At 60.4% G+C, this 19,313-nt stretch carries 20 protein-coding genes and 2 pseudogenes; 8 read left to right on the top strand and 14 right to left on the bottom strand.

The annotated features are described in order from the left end of the window. The first annotated feature begins 38 nt into the window (after positions 1-38). Positions 39-512, top strand: coding sequence for an NUDIX hydrolase (locus ACYP01_RS21135; protein WP_003941446.1), 474 nt, complete (start codon positions 39-41; stop codon positions 510-512). Between the two features lie 17 nt (positions 513-529). On the opposite strand, the gene ACYP01_RS21130 is transcribed toward ACYP01_RS21135, so the two are convergent. After that, positions 530-1,348: a universal stress protein gene (locus tag ACYP01_RS21130; protein ID WP_065456042.1), complete on the bottom strand. Its 819-nt coding sequence runs from the start codon at positions 1,346-1,348 to the stop codon at positions 530-532. 221 nt (positions 1,349-1,569) lie between these two features. Then, the gene (gene ctaD, locus ACYP01_RS21125; protein WP_007726434.1) at positions 1,570-3,312 is read right to left on the bottom strand and encodes an aa3-type cytochrome oxidase subunit I; all 1,743 of its coding nucleotides are present in this window, start codon (positions 3,310-3,312) and stop codon (positions 1,570-1,572) included. Between the two features lie 199 nt (positions 3,313-3,511). Between ctaD and ACYP01_RS21120 the strand changes: the two genes are divergently transcribed. Next, the gene (locus ACYP01_RS21120) at positions 3,512-3,892 is read left to right on the top strand and encodes a VOC family protein (RefSeq protein ID WP_007726436.1); all 381 of its coding nucleotides are present in this window, start codon (positions 3,512-3,514) and stop codon (positions 3,890-3,892) included. 3 nt (positions 3,893-3,895) lie between these two features. Here ACYP01_RS21120 and ACYP01_RS21115 read toward each other — a convergent pair whose 3' ends face one another. The 3 genes from ACYP01_RS21115 to ACYP01_RS21105 all read right to left on the bottom strand — a co-directional run bounded on the left by ACYP01_RS21115 (position 3,896) and on the right by ACYP01_RS21105 (position 6,896). Next, positions 3,896-5,596 carry a sensor histidine kinase gene (locus ACYP01_RS21115; RefSeq protein ID WP_042452382.1) on the bottom strand — a complete coding sequence of 567 codons (1,701 nt, stop codon included), beginning with the start codon at positions 5,594-5,596 and terminating at the stop codon, positions 3,896-3,898. After that, positions 5,586-6,317, bottom strand: coding sequence for a response regulator transcription factor (locus tag ACYP01_RS21110; RefSeq protein ID WP_039972719.1), 732 nt, complete (start codon positions 6,315-6,317; stop codon positions 5,586-5,588). The genes ACYP01_RS21115 and ACYP01_RS21110 overlap by 11 nt, the downstream gene beginning before the upstream one ends. A gap of 234 nt (positions 6,318-6,551) precedes the next feature. Continuing rightward, complete coding sequence (locus tag ACYP01_RS21105; RefSeq protein WP_037129595.1) at positions 6,552-6,896, bottom strand: PNPOx family protein; 345 nt, start codon at positions 6,894-6,896, stop codon at positions 6,552-6,554. Positions 6,897-7,134: 238 nt separating this feature from the next. Between ACYP01_RS21105 and ACYP01_RS21100 the strand changes: the two genes are divergently transcribed. Continuing rightward, on the top strand, positions 7,135-7,356 hold the full coding sequence (locus tag ACYP01_RS21100; protein WP_075832430.1) for an RGCVC family protein: 222 nt from the start codon (positions 7,135-7,137) through the stop codon (positions 7,354-7,356). A 107-nt stretch (positions 7,357-7,463) separates the two neighbouring features. Here the strand turns inward: ACYP01_RS21100 and ACYP01_RS21095 are convergent, their stop codons facing one another. Both ACYP01_RS21095 and ACYP01_RS21090 read right to left on the bottom strand, forming a co-directional pair. Beyond that, the gene (locus tag ACYP01_RS21095) at positions 7,464-8,066 is read right to left on the bottom strand and encodes a hypothetical protein (protein WP_459682186.1); all 603 of its coding nucleotides are present in this window, start codon (positions 8,064-8,066) and stop codon (positions 7,464-7,466) included. A gap of 23 nt (positions 8,067-8,089) precedes the next feature. Beyond that, the gene (locus ACYP01_RS21090; protein WP_459682183.1) at positions 8,090-8,539 is read right to left on the bottom strand and encodes a winged helix-turn-helix transcriptional regulator; all 450 of its coding nucleotides are present in this window, start codon (positions 8,537-8,539) and stop codon (positions 8,090-8,092) included. Positions 8,540-8,588: 49 nt separating this feature from the next. Between ACYP01_RS21090 and ACYP01_RS21085 the strand changes: the two are divergent. After that, positions 8,589-9,764, top strand: a pseudogene (locus ACYP01_RS21085) (MFS transporter); the annotation flags it as partial. 66 nt (positions 9,765-9,830) lie between these two features. Here the strand turns inward: ACYP01_RS21085 and ACYP01_RS21080 are convergent. From ACYP01_RS21080 to ACYP01_RS21065, 4 genes are all read right to left on the bottom strand, one after another. Then, positions 9,831-11,081 (bottom strand): amidohydrolase, encoded by a 1,251-nt coding sequence (locus ACYP01_RS21080; protein ID WP_007726466.1) that lies wholly within the window; start codon positions 11,079-11,081, stop codon positions 9,831-9,833. Between the two features lie 98 nt (positions 11,082-11,179). Then, the gene (locus ACYP01_RS21075; protein WP_459682250.1) at positions 11,180-11,602 is read right to left on the bottom strand and encodes a hypothetical protein; all 423 of its coding nucleotides are present in this window, start codon (positions 11,600-11,602) and stop codon (positions 11,180-11,182) included. A 468-nt stretch (positions 11,603-12,070) separates the two neighbouring features. Next, entirely contained in the window at positions 12,071-12,619 is a 549-nt protein-coding gene (locus tag ACYP01_RS21070; protein ID WP_459682179.1) for a hypothetical protein, read from the bottom strand. 64 nt (positions 12,620-12,683) lie between these two features. Further along, positions 12,684-13,022 carry a hypothetical protein gene (locus ACYP01_RS21065; protein WP_459682176.1) on the bottom strand — a complete coding sequence of 113 codons (339 nt, stop codon included), beginning with the start codon at positions 13,020-13,022 and terminating at the stop codon, positions 12,684-12,686. Positions 13,023-13,209: 187 nt separating this feature from the next. Here ACYP01_RS21065 and ACYP01_RS21060 point away from each other — a divergent pair, with 187 nt between their 5' ends. From ACYP01_RS21060 to ACYP01_RS21045, 4 genes are all read left to right on the top strand, one after another. Further along, a complete protein-coding gene (locus tag ACYP01_RS21060; protein ID WP_003943733.1) occupies positions 13,210-14,925 on the top strand; it encodes a 3-ketosteroid-delta-1-dehydrogenase in 1,716 nt (571 codons plus the stop codon). Positions 14,926-15,614: 689 nt separating this feature from the next. Next, positions 15,615-16,427 (top strand): peptidoglycan DD-metalloendopeptidase family protein, encoded by an 813-nt coding sequence (locus ACYP01_RS21055; RefSeq protein WP_232319028.1) that lies wholly within the window; start codon positions 15,615-15,617, stop codon positions 16,425-16,427. 175 nt (positions 16,428-16,602) lie between these two features. After that, positions 16,603-17,433, top strand: a complete 831-nt coding sequence (locus ACYP01_RS21050; protein ID WP_459682172.1) for a pentapeptide repeat-containing protein — start codon at positions 16,603-16,605, stop codon at positions 17,431-17,433. A gap of 118 nt (positions 17,434-17,551) precedes the next feature. Further along, on the top strand, positions 17,552-17,863 hold the full coding sequence (locus tag ACYP01_RS21045) for a hypothetical protein (protein ID WP_459682254.1): 312 nt from the start codon (positions 17,552-17,554) through the stop codon (positions 17,861-17,863). A gap of 43 nt (positions 17,864-17,906) precedes the next feature. Here ACYP01_RS21045 and ACYP01_RS21040 read toward each other — a convergent pair. From ACYP01_RS21040 to ACYP01_RS21030, 3 genes and pseudogenes are all read right to left on the bottom strand, one after another. Further along, a pseudogene (locus ACYP01_RS21040) lies at positions 17,907-18,261 on the bottom strand (alkane 1-monooxygenase); the annotation flags it as partial. Between the two features lie 362 nt (positions 18,262-18,623). After that, entirely contained in the window at positions 18,624-18,767 is a 144-nt protein-coding gene (locus ACYP01_RS21035) for a hypothetical protein (RefSeq protein WP_193595562.1), read from the bottom strand. A 58-nt stretch (positions 18,768-18,825) separates the two neighbouring features. Next, on the bottom strand, positions 18,826-19,287 hold the full coding sequence (locus ACYP01_RS21030; protein WP_459682169.1) for an Hsp20/alpha crystallin family protein: 462 nt from the start codon (positions 19,285-19,287) through the stop codon (positions 18,826-18,828). Positions 19,288-19,313 lie beyond the last annotated feature (26 nt).

The following is a 19,313-nucleotide window of genomic DNA, read 5'->3' as shown; positions in this document are numbered from 1 at the left end:
GGGGCGCCGTCATTTCACGCGCACGATAGCGTGGTCGTGTGGCCGATCAATTTGCGCTGGTACCAGCGGTGTACGTGATGTTCTGTCGAAGCAACCCGGTACAACGGCGCGAGGTGCTGCTGCAATTGCGCGAGGGCACGGGATTCATGGACGGATACTGGGCTCACGCTGCTGCGGGCCACGTCGAACTGGGGGAGTCGGCGATCGACGCTGCCGTTCGGGAGGCTGCGGAAGAACTTGGTGTCGAATTGCTTTCCTCGGAACTGAAGCCGCTGACCGTGTTGCATCGCCGCCACGCGGACGGGAGCGAACCGGTGGATCATCGAGTGGACTTCTTCTACGAATGCCGCACGTGGTCGGGTGAACCACGCCGGATGGAGCCGTTGAAATCTGCAGATCTGCGGTGGTGGCCGGTTGACGAACTCCCGGAGAAGTTGGTCGACCACGAGCGTTTCGTAATCGAAGCCCATCACTCCGGTCAGCTCGCACCCATCCACAGTTACGGCTTCTGACCGGGTGACGATCTGATTCAGGCTTCGCTGGCAACGATGACCGGGCAGTGTGCTTTTCGAATCATCGCACTGCTCGTGGTGCCGAGAGCGGTGTCGTCGAACGAGCCTCGCCCACGCCGACCCACGACGAGAAGCCGTGCCTCGGTGGAGAGTTGTTCAAGAATGGCAACCGAGGGGCCGTCGAACTCGATCTGACGGATCGCGACGCCAGGGTAGAGCGTGGCCCAACCCGACAGTTGCCACGTCAGCGGCGTCGAGTGCTGGGGCGCGTGCCCGGATGCGAAGTCTCGACGCAGCTCGGCCTCTGGCGGCGCTGCGTGCACGACGACCAGTTCGGTGTTCGCTGCCTCTGCTTCCTTGAATGCGATGGCCAGAGCGCTTTCGCTGTAGGCGCTTCCGTCCAAACCGACGACAACCGGCAAGGCTGCCGCAGCGCTGCTTTCACGCGGTGTTCCGACTCTTGCGAACGAACATGTCGGTCCAGGTGCGGCGGGATCGTCCTGTGGTGCGACGATCAAGGCGGCCTCAGCTGTCAGCGCGGTGAGAATTGCGGTGTTCTCCCCGGAGATCAGATCGGTCCGGATCCGAAGATCTGGCGACACCGACTCGGCGATCTGAATGGCCTCCATGAACAGGCCGGTCGGCGATGCCGAGGTGTTCAGATCGGCGCTCGGAGCTACGAAAACGATTCGCATCCAGAGACCGTGGCGATGTGCGAACTCAGCCGCCCACGTGATCTCGCCGGGGCGCAGCGGGGATCCGTCGATGCACACGACCACCGCTCCGTCCGCGGACCACTCCGAGGTGATGAGATCAGTCGATAGTTCGGGCTTCATCGTGAACTCCTCGAGCTGTGTCTGTTGAATGCGAACTAGCTTGCAGGACAGTGCCGAACAGCAATCCTGCGACGACTATCGAGCACGCGGCAGTCGTCAGGGGCAACCACACGAGCGTCGTGACAGCGAACATGAGCACGAGCAACGGGGCGAGGAGATGGCCGGGTTTCGCTCGGCATTCGTGGTGCTGCTTTTCTGCCCAGGCTCGGTACTTCGTGCCGTCATTCATGTTGTTTCACCTCAGTTCTCACGTCGGAAACCGACTTGTGACCAAGCAGTCCGACATGCGCCTCGTCGCGCATTCTTTCGACCATGTGGGGGTAGTGCAGTTCGAATGCCGGCCGCTCACTGCGGATTCGGGGAAGTTCGGTGAAGTTGTGTCGCGGTGGTGGGCAGGACGTCGCCCATTCGAGCGAGTTTCCGAAGCCCCAAGGATCGTCGACGGTCACAATTCGGCCGTACCGGTAGCTCTTGAAAACGTTCCAGATGAACGGAATCGTCGAGGCTCCGAGCACAAACGCGCCGATGGTCGAGATCGTGTTGAGAAGAGTGAAATTGTCCGACGGCAGGTAGTCCGCGTACCGCCGAGGCATGCCCTGGGCGCCGAGCCAATGCTGGACGAGAAATGTTGCGTGAAAGCCGATCAGGGTCAACCAGAAATGGATCTTGGCGAGCTTCTCGTCCAACATCCGGCCGGTCATTTTCGGGAACCAGAAGTAGATTCCGGCGTATGTCGCGAACGCGATTGTCCCGAAGAGGACGTAATGGAAATGCGCGACAACAAAGTACGAGTCGGTGACATGAAAGTCCAAGGGCGGGCTGGCAAGGATGACGCCGGAGAGTCCGCCGAACAGGAATGTGACCAGGAAGCCGACGGAGAACAGCATGGGCGATTCGAAAGTCAACTGCCCCTTCCACATGGTGCCGATCCAGTTGAAGAACTTGACTCCGGTGGGAACTGCGATCAGGAAGGTCATGAACGAGAAGTAGGGGAGGAGAACGGCGCCGGTTGCGTACATGTGGTGCGCCCACACAGCGATCGACAGTGCAGCAATTCCCAATGTTGCGTAGACCAATCCGGTGTATCCGAAGATCGGCTTGCGGCTGAAGACGGGGAAGATCTCCGAGACTATGCCGAAGAACGGCAGCGCCAGAATGTAGACCTCGGGATGGCCGAAGAACCAGAACAGGTGCTGCCACAACATGACTCCACCGGTGGCGGGGTCGAACAGGTGCGCTCCCAGGTGCCGGTCCACCCACAGTCCGATCAAGGCAGCAGCGAGCAGCGGAAAAACGAGGAGGATCAGCATGCTGGCGACCAGCGCATTCCACGTGAAGATCGGCATGCGGAACATCGTCATACCCGGGGCGCGCAGGCAGACGATCGTCGAAACGATGTTGACTGCGCCGAGGATGGTGCCGACCCCGCCGAGAGCGAGACCGATGATCCACAGGTCGGCGCCCATGCCGGGGGAGTGGAGTTCGCTGGTGAGCGGTACGTAGGCGGTCCAGCCGAAATCTGCCGCACCACCAGGTGTTACGAATCCGGCGGACGCGATCAGGCCGCCGAAGAGATAGAGCCAGTAGCTGAAGGCGTTGAGTCGCGGGAAACACACGTCCGGCGACCCGATCTGCAGTGGCATGAGGTAGTTGGCGAATCCGAAGAACACCGGGGTCGCGTACAGCAGGAGCATGATCGTGCCGTGCATGGTGAACAACTGGTTGTACTGCTCGTTGGACAGGAATTGCATTCCCGGAACGGTCAATTCCATGCGCATGAGTAGTGCCATCAGTCCGCCGATCAAGAAGAAGGCAAACGATGTCACGATGTACATCAGACCGATCATCTTGTGATCGGTGGTCCTGAGGATCTCGACCAGTTTCGAACCCTTCGGAGCGGTTCGGGGAATTGCATCGGCGGGGGAATCGACCTCACCGACCGGCCGGGGCGCGAGATCAACCACGACGGCCGCCTACGCACATCGACGTGACGAAAGACCGAGAATGCCTGGGACTGTGGAACATAACGCAATGATCGTGGCGACCGGGAACTCGGACGAGGGGAAAAGGTCCCTAGGATCGGAACAGAGGCATGGCGTAGATCACGTGGTCCGGTACGGTCGAGAGAGTTGTCTTCACGAGCCGAAAGAAAGCGAGATGGTCATGGCATGTCGTATCAGTGAACTGGTGCTCGGTTGCCGGGAACCCGAGGTGCTGGGCCGGTTCTGGTGCGAGGTCCTGGACTTCGTCGTGCTCGATCGAATGGACGACGGTTCGTTGGAGATCGGCCCACGCGAAGGGTTCGGCGGTCCGCAGCCGACGATCATCCTCAGTCGCAGAGACGAACCGGAGAAGGGCAAGCCCCGCCTGCATATCGACGTCAACGCCACCGATCGCGATCAGGAGGCCGAACTGGAACGCCTGCTGAGTCTTGGTGCGCGGCCGGCCGACATCGGCCAGACAGGGCACGAACAATGGCATGTCCTGGCCGATCCGGAAGGTAACGAGTTCTGCCTGCTCAAGGCCCAACTGGATCCGCTCTGACGCTCAACGATGCTGGATCGGCAACGGACTTCGCCTGGGGCTCAGCGGAACACGCCACACCAGTTCGGTGACACCGTTCTCGCTGGTGATGTTGCTCGAGCCTCCGCACTGACGAGCGCGGGTCGCCAGGTTGTCGAGACCGTGGATTCTGGTTGCCTGGTCGATTCCCACACCGTCGTCGACGATGCTGATGACAAGCTCCTCGGTGGCCCGGATGGTGACGTCGATGGCATCGGCATGTGCATGCCGCAGAGCGTTGCTCAAGCCCTCGCGCACAACGGCTTCGGCGTGCGGGGCAAGTCGAGACGGGACGGAACTGTCGATGGTTCCCTCGAAAGTGACGCTGGGAGTGATCGACGAGTGGCCGGACAGACCGTTGACGGCATCGAGTAGTCGCCGCCGCAGGCTTGTGGGAGTAGACATCTCGCTCGTATGGAGGTCGAAGACTGCGGTGCGGATTTCACGGACTGTTCGATCGAGTTGATCGACAGAGGTGTCCAATACGGTTCGAACGGTGTCCTCGTCGCCTGGACGTTGCAGCACCCCCTGCAAACTCAACCCGGTGGCGAACAGCTGTTGGATGACGTGGTCATGGAGATCCCGCGCGATTCGGTCGCGATCTTCGAGGACGTCGACCAGTCTTTCTTTCCGTTGCTGTTCTGCGAATTCGACAGTGACAGAAGCGATGTCTGCCATCGCCGTCAGTTGCTCGATCTCGTCCACTCCCCACGGGCGGTTGCTGCGGCGTGACGCGAAGAGAACACCGCCGCCGAACGAGGTCCCGGAGAGGGGGAGTGCGACCACTGATTCGTCGCCGGAAACGTTCAGTGCCGGAACGGAACTGCCATGTGGTGCAGAGATCGGCCGCCGGCTCCGCGCAGCGTCGTCGATCACGGTCCCGGACAGATCGACGGCTGATCCGGTCGCGGGGACAGGCTGGGAATCAGCAGCATCGGCGACGTGGACTACCGGCTCTCTGCCGAGGTCGTAGCGAACGACGCACACAAGATTTCCATCCGTGAGGTGCCGCGTCGTCCGAACCAGTTCCGCCAGCGTCTCGTCGCGGGATCCGCCGCTGAGCAGACGTGCATTGACGGCGGCGACGGCCTTGAGCCAGGCTTCTCGCGTCCGGGATTCCTCGAACAGACGCGCATTGTCGATGGCGATGCTCGCAGCATTTGCCAGAATCTGGAGTACAGCCTCGTCGCGGTCGTCGAATGCAGTCCGTTCTGAGCTGTCCGCGAGGTAGATGCTGCCGAACACCTCGCCCCTGACGAAGATCGGAACACCGAGAAACGTGTCCATCGGCGGGTGATTGGTCGGAAACCCTGCCGAGGACGGATGTGAGGAGATTCGGTCGGTTCGAACCGGGCACGGTTCTCGAACGACCAGGCCCAGCAGGCCGTGTCCTTCGGGAAGATGCCCGATTTTGGCAACCTGCCCCTGAGTCAAACCGGAGTGGATGAATCGGGACAAGCGTCCGTCGGGGGATTTCACGCCGAGCGCGCCGTAGTCCGCTTCGAGGAGATGTCGCGCGACGTCGACTATCTGTTGCAGGGTTTCGTCGAGCTGGAGTGTGGACCCGACGGTCAACACGGCACTGAGCAGTTTGGGAATTGCAGTCGGGTTGAGAGCAGTCAGCTCCGCGCTTCCGGCGATGTCGCCGAAAAGGCTGAGCATGAGCGCGTCGCGGCTACCTGGCATGGTGCGTGCCCGTGGTGGCGGAGAAGGGCGAGCCGGACGGCGTCAGCAGGTGAGTGGTCGCCTGGCCGGAAGGATCCGGGTGCGAAGTGCCCGCACGAAGCTTTGTCGCCAGAACTGCGGCCTGCGTTCGACGTTCGAGACCCAGTTTCTCGAGGATGCGTGAGACGTAGTTCTTGACTGTTTTCTCCGAGAGTTCTGCGTGCGAGCTGATCTCTCGATTGCTCAGTCCCTTGCCGATCAACTCGAAGATCAAGAGCTCCTGATCGGTCAACAGGGCTGCCGCAGTACCCGACTCCTGTTCGGACCGGATGCGCCGGACCAAACCGATCACCGCCTGGGTGTTCAACAGCGACTTGCCGGTAGCAACCGTGCGGATCGCCGACACCAGGTCGTGGCCGCGGATGTTCTTGAGGACGAATCCTCGTGCGCCGGCGATCAGGGCGTCGAGCAGTGCGTCGTCGTCGGAGTACGACGTGAGCATCAAAGTGGCGGCGCTCGGGTAGGTCGACGCCAGTTCTCGGCACAGTTCCACACCGTTACCGTCGGGAAGTCTGACGTCCATGACAACCACGTCGGGTCGGCATTCGGGTATTCCGGCCGAGGCTTCGCGAACACACGACGCCTCGCCAACAACGTTGAATCCCGATACCTGATTCAACAGGTCTGCCAATCCACGACGGACGATCTCGTGGTCGTCGACCAGATAGATGCCGATCGTCACGGTGGTCACCTCTTCCAGCTCACGCCTGCCGTCGATGTTACCGGACGGTAATGTCCCGACAGGATCGGGTTGTTCGACCGATGGTCGACAAAAAACCCGCGTCGAAGGGTGCGAGACCGAGTCTCGATTGCACAGAGTCAAAGGTCCCGACCGTCACGAGATCTGAATCACCCAGATCTCGTGAGGCGGTGGGTGTGAGCTGAATGTGATTGCACCGGTGGCTGTTCGATCCGCTCAGTCGACGGGAGCGAGTTCGACGGAGACGTAGACACCCTTGCCTTTTCGGTGTGCGAGTGCCTCGCCGGGGCGATCGATACCGTCCAGTTGGAGAACGATCGGACCTTGTTCCGGGTAGAAATTGCGCCACCAACTCTTCTTGTCCGGCATGGCAACGCCGATCGTCACATGGTCGCCTTTTCGTTTGTAGGACACGGGCGCGCTGAAGGTACGACCGGACTTGCGTCCGACGTAGGTGATGACGGTCATGGAACGGCCCAGTAGTTTGCCTACGATCGGAGCGCCGATCAGTGGTTGGACCACTACGTTCACGGCGGCGGATACACGTTGGAAAGTGTTCACGAGAAGCCCTTTCACGACGAATGCTGCACGAATTCGAATCCTGCACGGAAATGGTGCGTGCAGTAGTTCTATCCTGCTCGACCGGGATTGTCGCGTGGGCAGAAATTGGTACAAACCGGTGTGCCGAAGCGAGTAGCGTGGGGTACGTCGAGGGTCATTCGAATATGCGCGGTCAAGCCATGTCGTCCTCGACGCCAACCCGGTCTGTGGTCGAACGGCCGAGAACTGGAGCGCCTGTATGGCGTCGAACCCGTCCGATGTGTCGAATGCACGAGGGCAATCCGAGTCGACTGACGAGGATCAGAAAACACCGTCGATCTGCCCGGCGTGTCAGCACAGTATGGAATCCCACGATCCGCTCGGGGTTCGCTTCTGCGCAGTGACTGCCGACCGCGGTCTCGATCGAAAGTGCATCTGCGCTGCCGATCGTGAGGAAATTCAGCACTACTCGCGATACTGATCCGCCTGGGCATCACGTCAATTCATACGCCAAGATTCGACTGTCACCTCGACGACACTGCCCGCGCCACTGAACGCGCCGCGGGTGAACCGCACTGAGTGACAGATTCACCCTCGTTGCGACCACTTGCTGCGCAGAAGCATCAGTGCGGTAAGGGTGAGGCCCCATCCGATTGTGGACAGTGCGACGCCCACGCCTGCCTGTCCGGTGACATCGGCACTGGCGTCGATGCTGAATGCTGTGGTGAATCCTGCAGCAGTGCCGGCAGCGGCCGTCATACCGCCGGCCTTCATCCATCGCGAGCAATGTGCGGAACCGAAACACGCCAGAATCACTGTCAGTCCACAGGCGACGACCTGCCAGGTGGGGAACTGTGTCGGAGCAGGCAGGCCGGGGCCGCGGAATCCGCCTTTGTAGTCGGCTGACCAGCTGAGCCAGCCCACGCAAGACAGAAAGCCCAGTGCAAAGGCCAACAGGCCGGTGCTCCACAGTCCGAGTGAGCCCGATCCCGTGTGCCCGCCGCCGAGGGCGGTCGCGGAGTGCTCCAGGCCAATTCGTTCCGAACGCCAGATTGTCCAGATGATGCTCGCGCCGATAGTTGCAGGCACGCCGACGAAGATGAATGCAATCCAGAGAAACTGCGGCCAGGAGAACTCGAGATCGACAGTCATGGTCGGAGTATGCGCGTACTTCGAATCATGTGCGCCCATCTGTCAATCTGGCGAGTTGCGGGTCAACCTTCCTCGACCTTCTCCACATGTGTACTTGTAGGGTCCAGGTCGATATTCAGTGTGTTGATCAGTCGAAGCCTGGGAACCGGATCGCCCGTGGTGTCGTCGATCAAGATCGAGTGTGGCTCACCGTCATCGAAGGCGTGGCGCTCTCCCCACTGTCGCAGGCTAATGATCACGATGAACAGATCCATACCGCGTTCGGTCAGGATGTACTCGTTGCGGGTACCTTGCGCGTTCGGTTGGACTTCGAAGATTCCCTGCTCGACAAGGACTTTGAGCCTGTCCGTGAGAATGTTCTTTGCGATGCCCAGGTTTCGTTGAAACTGACTGAATCTCGATGACCCGTCGAAGGCGTCACGCACGATCAGCAGCGACCATCTGTCGCCGATGATGTCGGCCGCTCGGGCCGTCGGGCAGTGCGGGTCTGTCCATTGTGCGCGATCCGGCATCGAGTTCCTCATTGGTTGCGTTTTGAAACTGTATTGACGTAACCTCCAAATGGTATCAAAACGCAACCAAGTTGAGGTGGAAGTGACTGCACGTCATGCTGTCGAGAACTCGCGGGGCAAGTTGAAAATGTCTCGCGGACTTCGCCTGTTGCTCGCAGTGCTCTGCGGGGTCTCGGTAGCCGACATCTACTACGCACAGCCGCTCCTCGGGCAAATAGGCTCGGATCTTTCCATTCCTCCGGCCGGCCTCGGTTTCGTAGTCGCACTCGCCCAACTCGGTTATGTGGTGGGGTTGATCGTGTTGGTGCCATTGAGCGATCTCGTGAATCGAAAGAAATTGATCGCAATCCAGATCGTCGCTGCTGCAACGGGAACGATGCTTGTTGCTCTGGCCACCACGAATCTGCAGCTGTTGATCGGGATGGCGGTCGCAGGCACGTTCTCGGTAGTTGTTCAAGTCATAGTTGCCTATGCTGCGGCAATCAGTGACCCGGACGAGCGGGGCGCAAACATCGGTGTCATCACCAGCGGCGTTGTCGTCGGCATCATCCTCGCTCGGACTGTCGCCGGCGCAGTTGCGGATCTGGCAGGCTGGCGGGCGGTCTACGCGGGATCCACTTTCATTTCGGTACTGGTCGCGGCCGTCGCGCTGACGATGCTGCCGAAAGATCCTCGTTTGCAACACGATAGGCGTTCGTACGTGCGTGCAATGGGGTCTGTCGTGACGTTGACGCTTACGAACCGACTGTTTCGCACCCGGGCCCTGATCGCCTTGTTCCTTTTCGCGTCCTTTGGTGCTTTGTGGAGCGGAATGGCCCTGCCGTTGAGTGAGGAACCATGGCGGTTGTCGACCACACAGATCGGGCTCTTCGGAATCGCAGGATTGGTTGGAGCATTGGGCGCGGTCGGTGCCGGTCGGTGGGCCGATCAAGGCAAAGCGCAACGCGTCACCGGGGCGTCGTTGGTCGTTCTCGTGCTGTCGTGGGTACTCAACGCGCAGGCGACGCACTCGCTGGTGTTACTCGTTGTCGGTGTTGTTGCGTTGGACTTCGCCGTGCAGGCTGTTCATGTCACGAGCCAGAATCTGATCGTCGCGAACACACCGGAATCGTCGGGGCAGATCATCGGTAGTTACATGGTGTTCTATTCGTTGGGCAGCGCGGCTGGGGCGGTTTCCACCACTATGGTTTTCGACGCGGCAGGGTGGGGCGCTGCAAGTATTCTCGGCGGCGCCTACGCGTTTGCAGCCTTGATCGCATGGACGATCGATCGATTGCGGACCCGCAACACTCTAGGGAGTTGGGAGCCACGTCCTGGCCGCGACGACCAAGGCGTTCACACCGATGGTCAGGGTCGGCTCGATCACGGGAGCGTAGTGCGGAGAGTGGTTCGACGGCACGGTTCGCAAAGCCGGATCAGTCATGTCACCTGTCGTGAACAGTGAAGGGTCGGTACCGCCCAACAGCCAGTACGACAGTGGCGCACCGGCACTGGTCGCGAGAATGCCGACATCTTCACTACCTGCTCCCGCACCGGGATCGAGAATCTTGTTCGTCCCCAACCATTCGGCAAACGCATCGAGTGTCTTGTCCAGCGCTGCCGGATCATTGACGACGATCGGAAAGTGCTCCGTCTCGGTGATGGTCGGTGAGGTGGGTGCACCGGCGGTGGCCGCTTCGCCCCGGACGATGCGGTCGACGCTGTCCAGGATGCGCTGACGCACACCTGCGTCGTAGCTGCGGATGTTGAGTTGCAGTTCTGCTTCGCCGGGAATGACGTTGGCGGCATCTCCAGCATGGATGGAGCCGACGGTGAGGACAGCTGTGGCAGTACTCGGGACCTCGCGTGAGATGACAGTTTGCAAACGCAACACGGTTTCGGCTGCCATGACCACGGGATCGACCGAGTTCTCCGGCATAGATCCGTGGGCGCCCTTTCCGACCAGTCTCACACGAAGTGAGTCCGATCCCGCATACGAGGGGCCGGCGTGCCCGGCGATCGTGCCTGCCGGTAGCGGCGATACATGTTGTCCGAGAACGATGTCGGGCCTCGGGAATCGCTCGAACAGTCCGTCGTCGACCATGGCTTGCGCACCCGCGCCAAGTTCCTCAGCCGGTTGGAAGACGAGGACAAGAGTGCCAGACCAGGTCGTCGTATCCTGAGAGAGGATCCGGGCCGCACCGAGTAAGCAGGTCGTATGCAGGTCATGGCCGCACGCGTGGCTGACCGAGACGGTCTTTCCCTGATCGTCGGTCGTTGTTACGGTACTGGCGTAGTCCAATCCGGTTTCTTCCCGAACCGGGAGGGCGTCCATATCCGCACGCAGCAGCGCTGTGGGGCCCACTCCGTTCTTCAGGACTCCGACGACTCCGGTAGTCCCGACACCGGTGGTGGTGTCGAATCCAAGTGCTGTTAAATGTCTTTCCACCAGACTGGATGTTCGTTGCTCCTGAAACCCCAGTTCCGGATGGCTGTGGAGGTCCTTGTACAGGTCGATCAAATCCAGATCCACGGCGATCGTTTCGTGCACTGACGAGGTCATGAGTGTCCTCTCGGTAGCGTCTTTTCAGGCTAACCGGGATGACGGGTCGGTAAACAGGACCTTAGGTCCCACGGTGCCGGTGATGCGGAGTTCTGGTGCTACGGCACGTAGAACGATGTGACACCTGGGGTGATGATGGATCCGGCCACGGACAGCACGGCAACAGCGACTTGACCGGTCCCGGTCTGCACGATCGCCTCTGCTGGGACTCCGTTGAGGCCGTCCGAGAGCCGAGCGGAGCCGGATGCCCCGGTCGAAAGGTTCAGCCAGCGCACTTCGGACGAGAGCAGGCATCCCCAGCGGTCTTCCTTGCCTCCGGTGATCGTCACCGTGCCAGGTAGTTCGCCGACGACAGCCACGCAGCGGACGGCCGGCGCGTCGAAGCTGCCGTTCGGGTTGCCGTACGGCGCAGGGTTGATCTGGAATGGAATGGTCACCGCGGCGGATGCGAGCGCTACCGACGTCAGAGTAGAAGCGATCACGACGGATGTGCAGACGCTCAGTCGGCGAACGAGATTCATCACGGAGGCCTCCAGCCATGTCCAGGTGATTTGCTTGTCTTCCCCGACGTAACGTTTTGGTCGTAGCTTCCCTTCTTGCATCGCCATTGAAGACGACAGCCTCACCATATCCGGTTGCACAGTAGAATTCAGGTACTCGTCGCTATTCGCTACATGTGGCGGCATCAGATGCCGTCCGTCGAACCGCCTCTACCGTCGTCGAAGCACGTACTACGGCAACCGGTGTTCCGGCTGCGGGATCGAAACTCCAGTCCTGCCGATAGGACTGGAGTAGATCTGGATCTGTGATCATCGCACCTGGCGACAATCGCTGGGCGAGCGTGTTCAAAGCGTCGACATTGACCATGGTCTGGTTTCAGCCTTCCGCTCCGAGATGTGAAACTCATTGTGTCCAAGGCATGTCCGTGGACCTGAGAGTTGAAAGTCAGTATCTCGAGTGCGGTTGAGATCCACCGAATATGGCGTACGTCATATGTTGCTGAGGTCGGTCAGTACCTGATCGAAGGCGCCGGTACGTCCAGGTGTCACTACCTTCTGAAACAGTGTCAGGACACATTCGTCAAGGGCGTCCGTTGCCGTGAGGGTTCTTCTGGCGACGGTACTTCTGCCGGACCATCGGCCACGTTCCATGTGCGCCAATGCGATTCCGTCACGCCGGGCTGTTGCCTTTCGGCCCGATGAATGAACGAAGAGGTATGTTCTGCCCGCGATATCGACTTCGCACAGCTTGTTCTTGCGGCGCATGGCCTTGGGCTTCTGGTCGATCAGGGTCCCGATCGTTCCGTCGGACAATCGAAGTGATGCAGGTCGGCCTTTGCGGAATGTGAGCCTGGATCGATCCTGCTCGGCTGTTGACGATTTCCTCTTCCGCCCGCCGGCAACGCGCTCCGATCCGTCGTCGGATGCGGGAATCAGTTCGCCTTGAACGTTCCCCGACGGATCGAATATCGATACGGCCGAACCACCTTGGGCGAGGTTGACGAACCAGCCGGTCTCTGTAGGGGTGTTCCATTTCATGTAGATGATTATTCTTCATCAGTGCCGAGGAACATCAGCCGACAGCCCGAGACGAGGATCGCGGTCAGGATTCGACAGTCACCTCGATCACGCCATCGTCGCCGTTGAAACGAACCGCCGGCCAGTACCCGTCCATGAAATGCAAACCGCACGAGTCTGTCAGACCAAGGACGACGTGGTGGGCGGGAAAGACCTCGACGGACTCGAGCACCAAATCGCGCAGTGCATCGATCACTTCGCCTCGTGACGGAGCTTCTTCGCTGGATTCGTTGACAATCGCTTCGACGGCCAGACGGTGAAGAGCCTGGTGCTGCTCGAAGACGTGGCGTAGGCGGGGAAGCATGCCGCGTGCAAGGGTGCCGAGCGTTTCGTCGACGATGCCGAAGCTGGGATTTGTCCTCACGTGAGCAGCGTAGACATCGAAGAAGGCAAGCCGCGATTCTGCTGGGGCGGGCACAACGCCCGAACCGTAGCAGGAGCCGTTCTTCGCCAATCCACTCGCAATGTCCCGCTGACTGGGCATCCGGAACCTTCTGCGCCGCGACTGCCTTAGCGTTCTACGTCGATAACCACGTGAAGGGATTTGTTCAATGGCGAAGAATCAGGCACCCCCCGCGACACAAGCCAAGGACATCGTTGTCGATCTACTGGTGATCGGGTCCGGTACCGGCATGGCTGCCGCCCTCACCGCGAACGAGCTCGGCTTGTCCACGCTGATCGTGGAGAAGACGCAGTACGTTGGCGGTTCGACGGCGCGGTCCGGTGGAGCGTTCTGGATGCCTGCCAACCCGATCTTGGCGAAAGCCGGTGCGGGCGACACCGTTGAGCGCGCGAAGACATACGTGCGGTCGGTGGTCGGTGATACTGCCCCTGCCCAACGTGGGGAGGCATTCGTCGACAACGGTGCGGCCACCGTCGACATGCTTTACCGCACGACGCCCATGAAGTTCTTCTGGGCCAAGGAATACTCCGATTATCACCCCGAACTGCCGGGAGGTAGCGCCGCCGGACGTACCTGCGAGTGCCTGCCGTTCGACGCGTCGGTACTCGGCGCGGAACGCGGTCGCCTGCGGCCCGGTTTGATGGAAGCCGGACTGCCGATGCCGGTGACAGGTGCGGACTACAAGTGGATGAACCTGATGGTGAAGAAGCCGAGCAAGGCTTTCCCTCGCATCATCCGCCGCCTGGCGCAGGGCGTTTACGGCAAGTACGTACTCAAGCGTGAATACATCGCAGGCGGTCAGGCGCTCGCCGCCGGCCTGTTCGCAGGTGTGGTCCAGGCCGGTATCCCGGTGTGGACGGAAACGTCGTTGGTTCGGCTCATCACCGAAGATGGCCGCGTAACGGGTGCAGTTGTGGTGCAAGACGGACGTGAAGTGACGGTGACCGCTCGGCGTGGTGTCGTTCTGGCAGCCGGCGGGTTCGACCACAACATGGAGTGGCGCCACAAGTACCAGTCGGAGAGCCTCGGTGAGCACGAGAGCCTGGGCGCAGAGGGCAACACCGGCGAAGCGATCGAGGCAGCACAAGAGCTCGGCGCAGGTATCGGATCGATGGATCAGTCGTGGTGGTTCCCGGCGGTGGCAAGCATCAAGGGCCGCCCGCCGATGGTGATGCTCGCAGAGCGTGCGCTGCCAGGCTCGTTCATCGTCGACCAGACCGGTCGTCGATTCGTGAACGAGGCGACGGACTACATGTCGTTCGGCCAGCGCGTGCTCGAACGGGAAAAGGCCGGAGATCCGGCCGAGTCGATGTGGTTTGTTTTCGACCAGGAGTACCGCAACAGCTACGTGTTCGCAGGCGGTATCTTCCCTCGTCAGCCGCTTCCGCAGGCATTCTTCGACTCCGGCATCGCGCACAAGGCGAGCAGTCCGGTCGAGCTTGCCCGCAAGGTCGGTCTTCCCGAGGAGGCTTTTGCCGAGTCCTTCGAGAAGTTCAACGAGGCCGCTGCTGCCGGTAGCGATGCGGAATTTGGTCGCGGCGGAAGTGCATACGATCGGTACTACGGCGACCCGACAGTGTCCCCGAACCCGAACCTGAGGAAGCTCGACACGAGTGCCCTCTACGCGGTGAAGATGACGCTCAGCGACCTCGGCACCTGCGGCGGTGTGCAGGCGGACGAGCATGCACGCGTGCTTCGTGAGGACGGCAGCGTGATCGACGGCCTGTATGCGATCGGCAATACTGCGGCCAACGCATTCGGTCACACCTACCCGGGCGCCGGTGCAACGATCGGCCAGGGGCTGGTTTACGGATACATTGCCGCTCACCACGCAGCCGAGAAAGTAGCTTCGACTCAGCAGTAGATCCACTAGGCAACAGATCGCCGAACGGGAGATCAGCACGCGTTTCCGATGCCGGGAACGTGCACTGGTCTCCCGTTCGGCTTGTAGGAGCAATGCCGCCTGTATGTCCCATCTCGGTAACGCTGACGCGCCGGGTGACCAAGACGCGGTATCGTCTCCAGAAGTGACATGGGGCACTGGCGATTGTTCGACCAGATGCCATCTACCGAAGGCGCGCCTGATATCGACCGGTCGGGTCGAATGCGCAAAAACAGGTATGTACCCAGGTAATTCAACCGTGGTGTGGAGCGTCGTGAAGCGACAGCGTATGAGGTGATTCCTCATCCGCAACGCAAGGATCTCCATGTTCCACCCCCTTTCCGACCATCCGGGTAGACACCCACCCTGTCGATCTTCGAATGAGAAGCCTTCGGTTTGTTCCGGCATTCGTAGTCCTCGATCAACGATCGATTCAGGCACTGCCTCGATGTAGAACCCGTATCTCCTGTGCTGTCACCAGGAGATACAGACCTGCGGGTCTATGCGCGCGCCCGCGTTCGAGAGCGGTCACCGTACCTCTCTCCATGGCGCGATCCGAAAATTTCACTCCAACGGAGTCTTGGTGCGATACACCAAGTAGCTCAGCACGTATTGAGTGCTGTCTGCGGGTAGAGCCTGCACCTGCTCCGAGCACATCAGTCAAGGAAAACATGAGTAAGCACAGAAAACACAAGCCTTCCAGCACAAAACGATTCATCGCCGTAACTGCGGGACTGGGCGCCCTTGTGGGGGCCGGAGCAGTAGCCAATGCAGGTACCGCCGGTGCGCAGGGCTGGTCGGCGAGTTGCAATTGGGAGTGGCCGGTGAGCGGATCACTTTCGCAGGGTTACCACGCGGGACATGACGGAGTCGACTTCGCTGTCAACGTCGGCACCGCGCTCCACGCGCCCACATCGGGCACGATTTCTGTTGCCGGACCCAATGATCCGGGTGGATATGGAACGTACATCCAGTTGGAAGCGGACAGTGGCGAGCAGATTCAGATGGGCCACCTCTCCGAAACATGGGTCGGTGTGGGGCAACACGTCGAGGTAGGCGACGAGATCGGGGCAACGGGTAACACCGGTAGCTCCACCGGTCCACATCTGCATCTCCGCATTCACAGTGGAGGCGCCGTCGATCCCATGTCCTTCCTGAGTTCGATCGGGGCGTGCGATACCGGGTCGAGTATTGTTCCCGCGCCCGCGCCCGCGCCCGCGCCGGCACAGGACGTAGCACCCGAATTTGCACCGGAACCGGCGCCTGCTCCCGTTGTCTACTCTGAGGCATCCGAATCTGTACCGGTAGAAAGCATTCCGGAGTCGGAGACTCCAGCGTCCGGCTCAAAGGTAGTCGTTGCAGCCGGTGATACATTGTTCGACCTCGCGACAGAACGAGGTCTCACCTGGCAGCAGGTGTGGGACATGAATCCGCAGATCGTCAATCCCGATCAGATCCTTGTGGGCGACGTGATCAACTTGTGAGAGTGGATAATTCGATACTGATCCGGAGATGAGTCAACGGCTCGTACACGACCGGTTTCAGTACCCCAGTTGACTCCGAGTTCCACTTCGTGCGCGTGAGCGCTGCAGCCGGGCCGTGCATTTCACGGTCCGGCTGTTTTGCGCGCTCCGAGAAGTGATTCCTACCGAAGTACTGATGCGTGGTGGTTCGCTTCTCGGACAGCCGCAGCCAATCGCTGGGGATCTTGCCGATACTATTGAGCCCGTGAACCGGTCCGCGATCACCTCTTTACGTCGACGTTGGTCAGATGAGGACGTCGATAATTTACGGGCGCAATTGCTCGATCAGTCGCGGATCGTCAAGCCTCCCCACACTCTCGTCTCCCCACGGGCGGAGACCGATGACGGGCTGATCGATGTGCGTGGCCTGACAGCGGGTAGCGCTGGATTGGACATTCGGTATCTCACGTTGGAACGGATTGATCTGAGTTTCGCTCGGGGTTCGATCTCCGTCTTCGAATCCGAATTATTCGACTGCCGTTTCGATTTCGTGGCACTGACCGGACAGCCCCGTTTCAATCGCCGACTCGAACGGTGCAGTTTCCGGGGTGCTGCGCTCTCGCGTGTGGCGCTCGGACCGAGGGTCGTCGATTGCGATTTCACTGGAGCCAAAGCACGCGGGCTCCGCTCCGTGCCCAATACTGTGTTCGAACGATGCGCATTCGACGACACAGACCTGACTGGTGCGCAGTTCGCCGATACCTCATTCGTGGAGTGCACTTTCGGCGGCGCACGATTCTCGGCGGCCACGAGTTTTGTGCGGTGTTCCTTCACCCGGACCGCTGTCGAGTTCTCCGAAGCGCAAGTGTCGCGAACAACGTGTGACGGCACCGCGATTCCGGATCAATGGGAAGGTGAGGCCGATTCAGCAGTCGCACTGGAGCGGTATGCCGGTCGATATGCCCGAGCACTTGGCGTGGGGGACACAGAGGGTATGGCCCTCGATCCTGAAATGGATGATTCGTAAAGGGGGCAGATCGATGACTCGCGGGGTCACGTTCAGGACAGTATTCGGTGGACCGTCGGTGCCGCTTGACTTCATCGAGGAGTTGACTCGGCTCAGACACCGGCTGAGGGGCATCGCGATGCAGTACGACTTCGATCTGTTTGTTGTCGTTGGTGGCGACATCTCCGTGGTGACCGATCCGACCGGGATCCGGCTTCCGCGTGTGTTTCTGGGCAGGCGTACCGCTACGGCGCAGGTACAGATGAACACTGACGACGTGATGGGGGTGTCCGACCCGCGTGCATTTCTGTACACGACGATCCATGCGGCACTGACGGAACTGATCACGCGTGTCTCAGACCGCGACAACGACTTCGATGCGGACGGGGAGCGAGCGAAGATCGAGTTCTTGATCCTCGATGACATTGGCGAGCGCGAATCAACGCTGTGATGGCAAATGACAAATGCTGCGCTCCCAAATTCGTCAGGCTGTTTCGGCGCAGACGTGCCGATTCGATCCGCCAACCCGACTTCAGCCGCTCGAATGGACTGCGGGGCAGAAACATCCAGAAGGATTCCCCGAAGCGGGCACTGGCCGGATCGTGCGGTGTCGCGACTTTGACGTGGTGACCGTGATTGTGCTCGATGTAGAAGTGTCCGTAGCGGTCATTCTGCAATGCCGCGATCGCGTTGGCGGGCGGGCTGTGGCTGTCTGCACCCACTGCGACGTCGACGATCGGGATGGCGAGAATCAGGATCCAGGCACCGGTCGCCCAAAACAGTCCGAGGTGGAGATGTTCGACGAGTAGCCACGACAGAAAAGGGGCTCAGTGGGATGAGCAATCCCAACGCTGACCACTTTCAGTTTGGATATCGACATGATACGACCTCGACGGCCACACAATTCAGGGGACCGACGAGGCCGGTAAGCGTCAGCGGAGTCACTGACGTCTACATTTCAACCGTACGAGTCACGGTTGGCAGGTGGCGGCGAGCTTCGTCCTTGTTGTCTGAGCGTTTCGTCCTGCTTCGCCCATTTCGGGCGGTTCCTGACCTGCTGCAGGTGATGGCTCTTCGGTTCGGCCGGAATGCTTCATCGAGCTGAACGTGTGTAGAGCGCCTGTAAATGCCGTCCGTCCGCCTCGGTGGACGGACGGAAGGCATCAATTCATTTGTGGGTGACCGTATTCGGCGAACACGGTCTGGTTTTGTCAGGGTTGAAATTCTTCGTTGGTGGGGTTCTCGGGCGGGGTGGCCGCGAGGATGCGCTTCCACCAGCCTTGCCGCTGCGGGTCTTCGTTCCAGACGACCGGTTCAGCCAGAGCTGCGGCGGGGGCCATGATTGGCGCGAGCATTGTGGACCTCCTGGATGAAAGGCTCTCGTACAGTCGATTTCGTGCCAAGCCGTTCAGGTCAGGCTTCGATCTGTCCTTGGGTTTTCACCTCGGAGTTTGCGGTGCGGGACGGCGGCCCCGACGAGATTTCGATCCGCCGCGGTTTCGCCTTCTCTGCGATCGGCAAGGTCACGGTCAACACGCCGTTGTCGTATGAGGCGACGATCCGTTCGGAATCGATGTCCTCACTGATGGACAGCTGCCTTCTGTATGTTCCTGTGAAACGCTCACCGGCCAGCCACGTCACTCCCTCTTCGGAAATGGCGCTGCGGTGCGCGGTCAGGGTGAGGGTCGAGCCGTCTACCTGTACGTCCGCTGATCCTGGGTCGACGCCGGGAAGATCGGCGTGAAGGACGTAGTGGTCATCGATCTTGTAGAGGTCCATCGGCATGAAGCGTGGACTTCGGCTGCTGCCGGTTCCGGTGGCAAGCAGGGACTTGGTGATCGCGTCGATGTCGGTGAAAGGATCGAAACGAAGCACAGCAACACACCTCCCGTATCGTCTAA

It is taken from the genome of Rhodococcus sp. no. 34, assembly GCF_054589475.1.
The sequence above is the reverse complement of the archived record's forward strand: the minus strand, read 5'-3'. Positions and strand labels throughout refer to the sequence as shown.

Coding starts and splice junctions, on each gene's coding strand:
- ACYP01_RS21090 (WP_459682183.1), bottom strand. CDS start 8,539: ATGCCGGATCGCGCACAATGGACAGACCCGCACTGCCCGACGGCCCGA.
- ACYP01_RS21050 (WP_459682172.1), top strand. CDS start 16,603: ATGCGTGGTGGTTCGCTTCTCGGACAGCCGCAGCCAATCGCTGGGGAT.
- ACYP01_RS21045 (WP_459682254.1), top strand. CDS start 17,552: ATGCAGTACGACTTCGATCTGTTTGTTGTCGTTGGTGGCGACATCTCC.
- ACYP01_RS21070 (WP_459682179.1), bottom strand. CDS start 12,619: ATGAAATGGAACACCCCTACAGAGACCGGCTGGTTCGTCAACCTCGCC.
- ACYP01_RS21055 (WP_232319028.1), top strand. CDS start 15,615: ATGAGTAAGCACAGAAAACACAAGCCTTCCAGCACAAAACGATTCATC.
- ACYP01_RS21060 (WP_003943733.1), top strand. CDS start 13,210: ATGGCGAAGAATCAGGCACCCCCCGCGACACAAGCCAAGGACATCGTT.
- ACYP01_RS21100 (WP_075832430.1), top strand. CDS start 7,135: ATGGCGTCGAACCCGTCCGATGTGTCGAATGCACGAGGGCAATCCGAG.
- ACYP01_RS21095 (WP_459682186.1), bottom strand. CDS start 8,066: ATGGGCGCACATGATTCGAAGTACGCGCATACTCCGACCATGACTGTC.
- ACYP01_RS21075 (WP_459682250.1), bottom strand. CDS start 11,602: ATGAATCTCGTTCGCCGACTGAGCGTCTGCACATCCGTCGTGATCGCT.
- ACYP01_RS21080 (WP_007726466.1), bottom strand. CDS start 11,081: ATGACCTCGTCAGTGCACGAAACGATCGCCGTGGATCTGGATTTGATC.
- ACYP01_RS21035 (WP_193595562.1), bottom strand. CDS start 18,767: ATGCTCGCGCCAATCATGGCCCCCGCCGCAGCTCTGGCTGAACCGGTC.
- ACYP01_RS21120 (WP_007726436.1), top strand. CDS start 3,512: ATGGCATGTCGTATCAGTGAACTGGTGCTCGGTTGCCGGGAACCCGAG.
- ACYP01_RS21130 (WP_065456042.1), bottom strand. CDS start 1,348: ATGAAGCCCGAACTATCGACTGATCTCATCACCTCGGAGTGGTCCGCG.
- ACYP01_RS21115 (WP_042452382.1), bottom strand. CDS start 5,596: ATGCCAGGTAGCCGCGACGCGCTCATGCTCAGCCTTTTCGGCGACATC.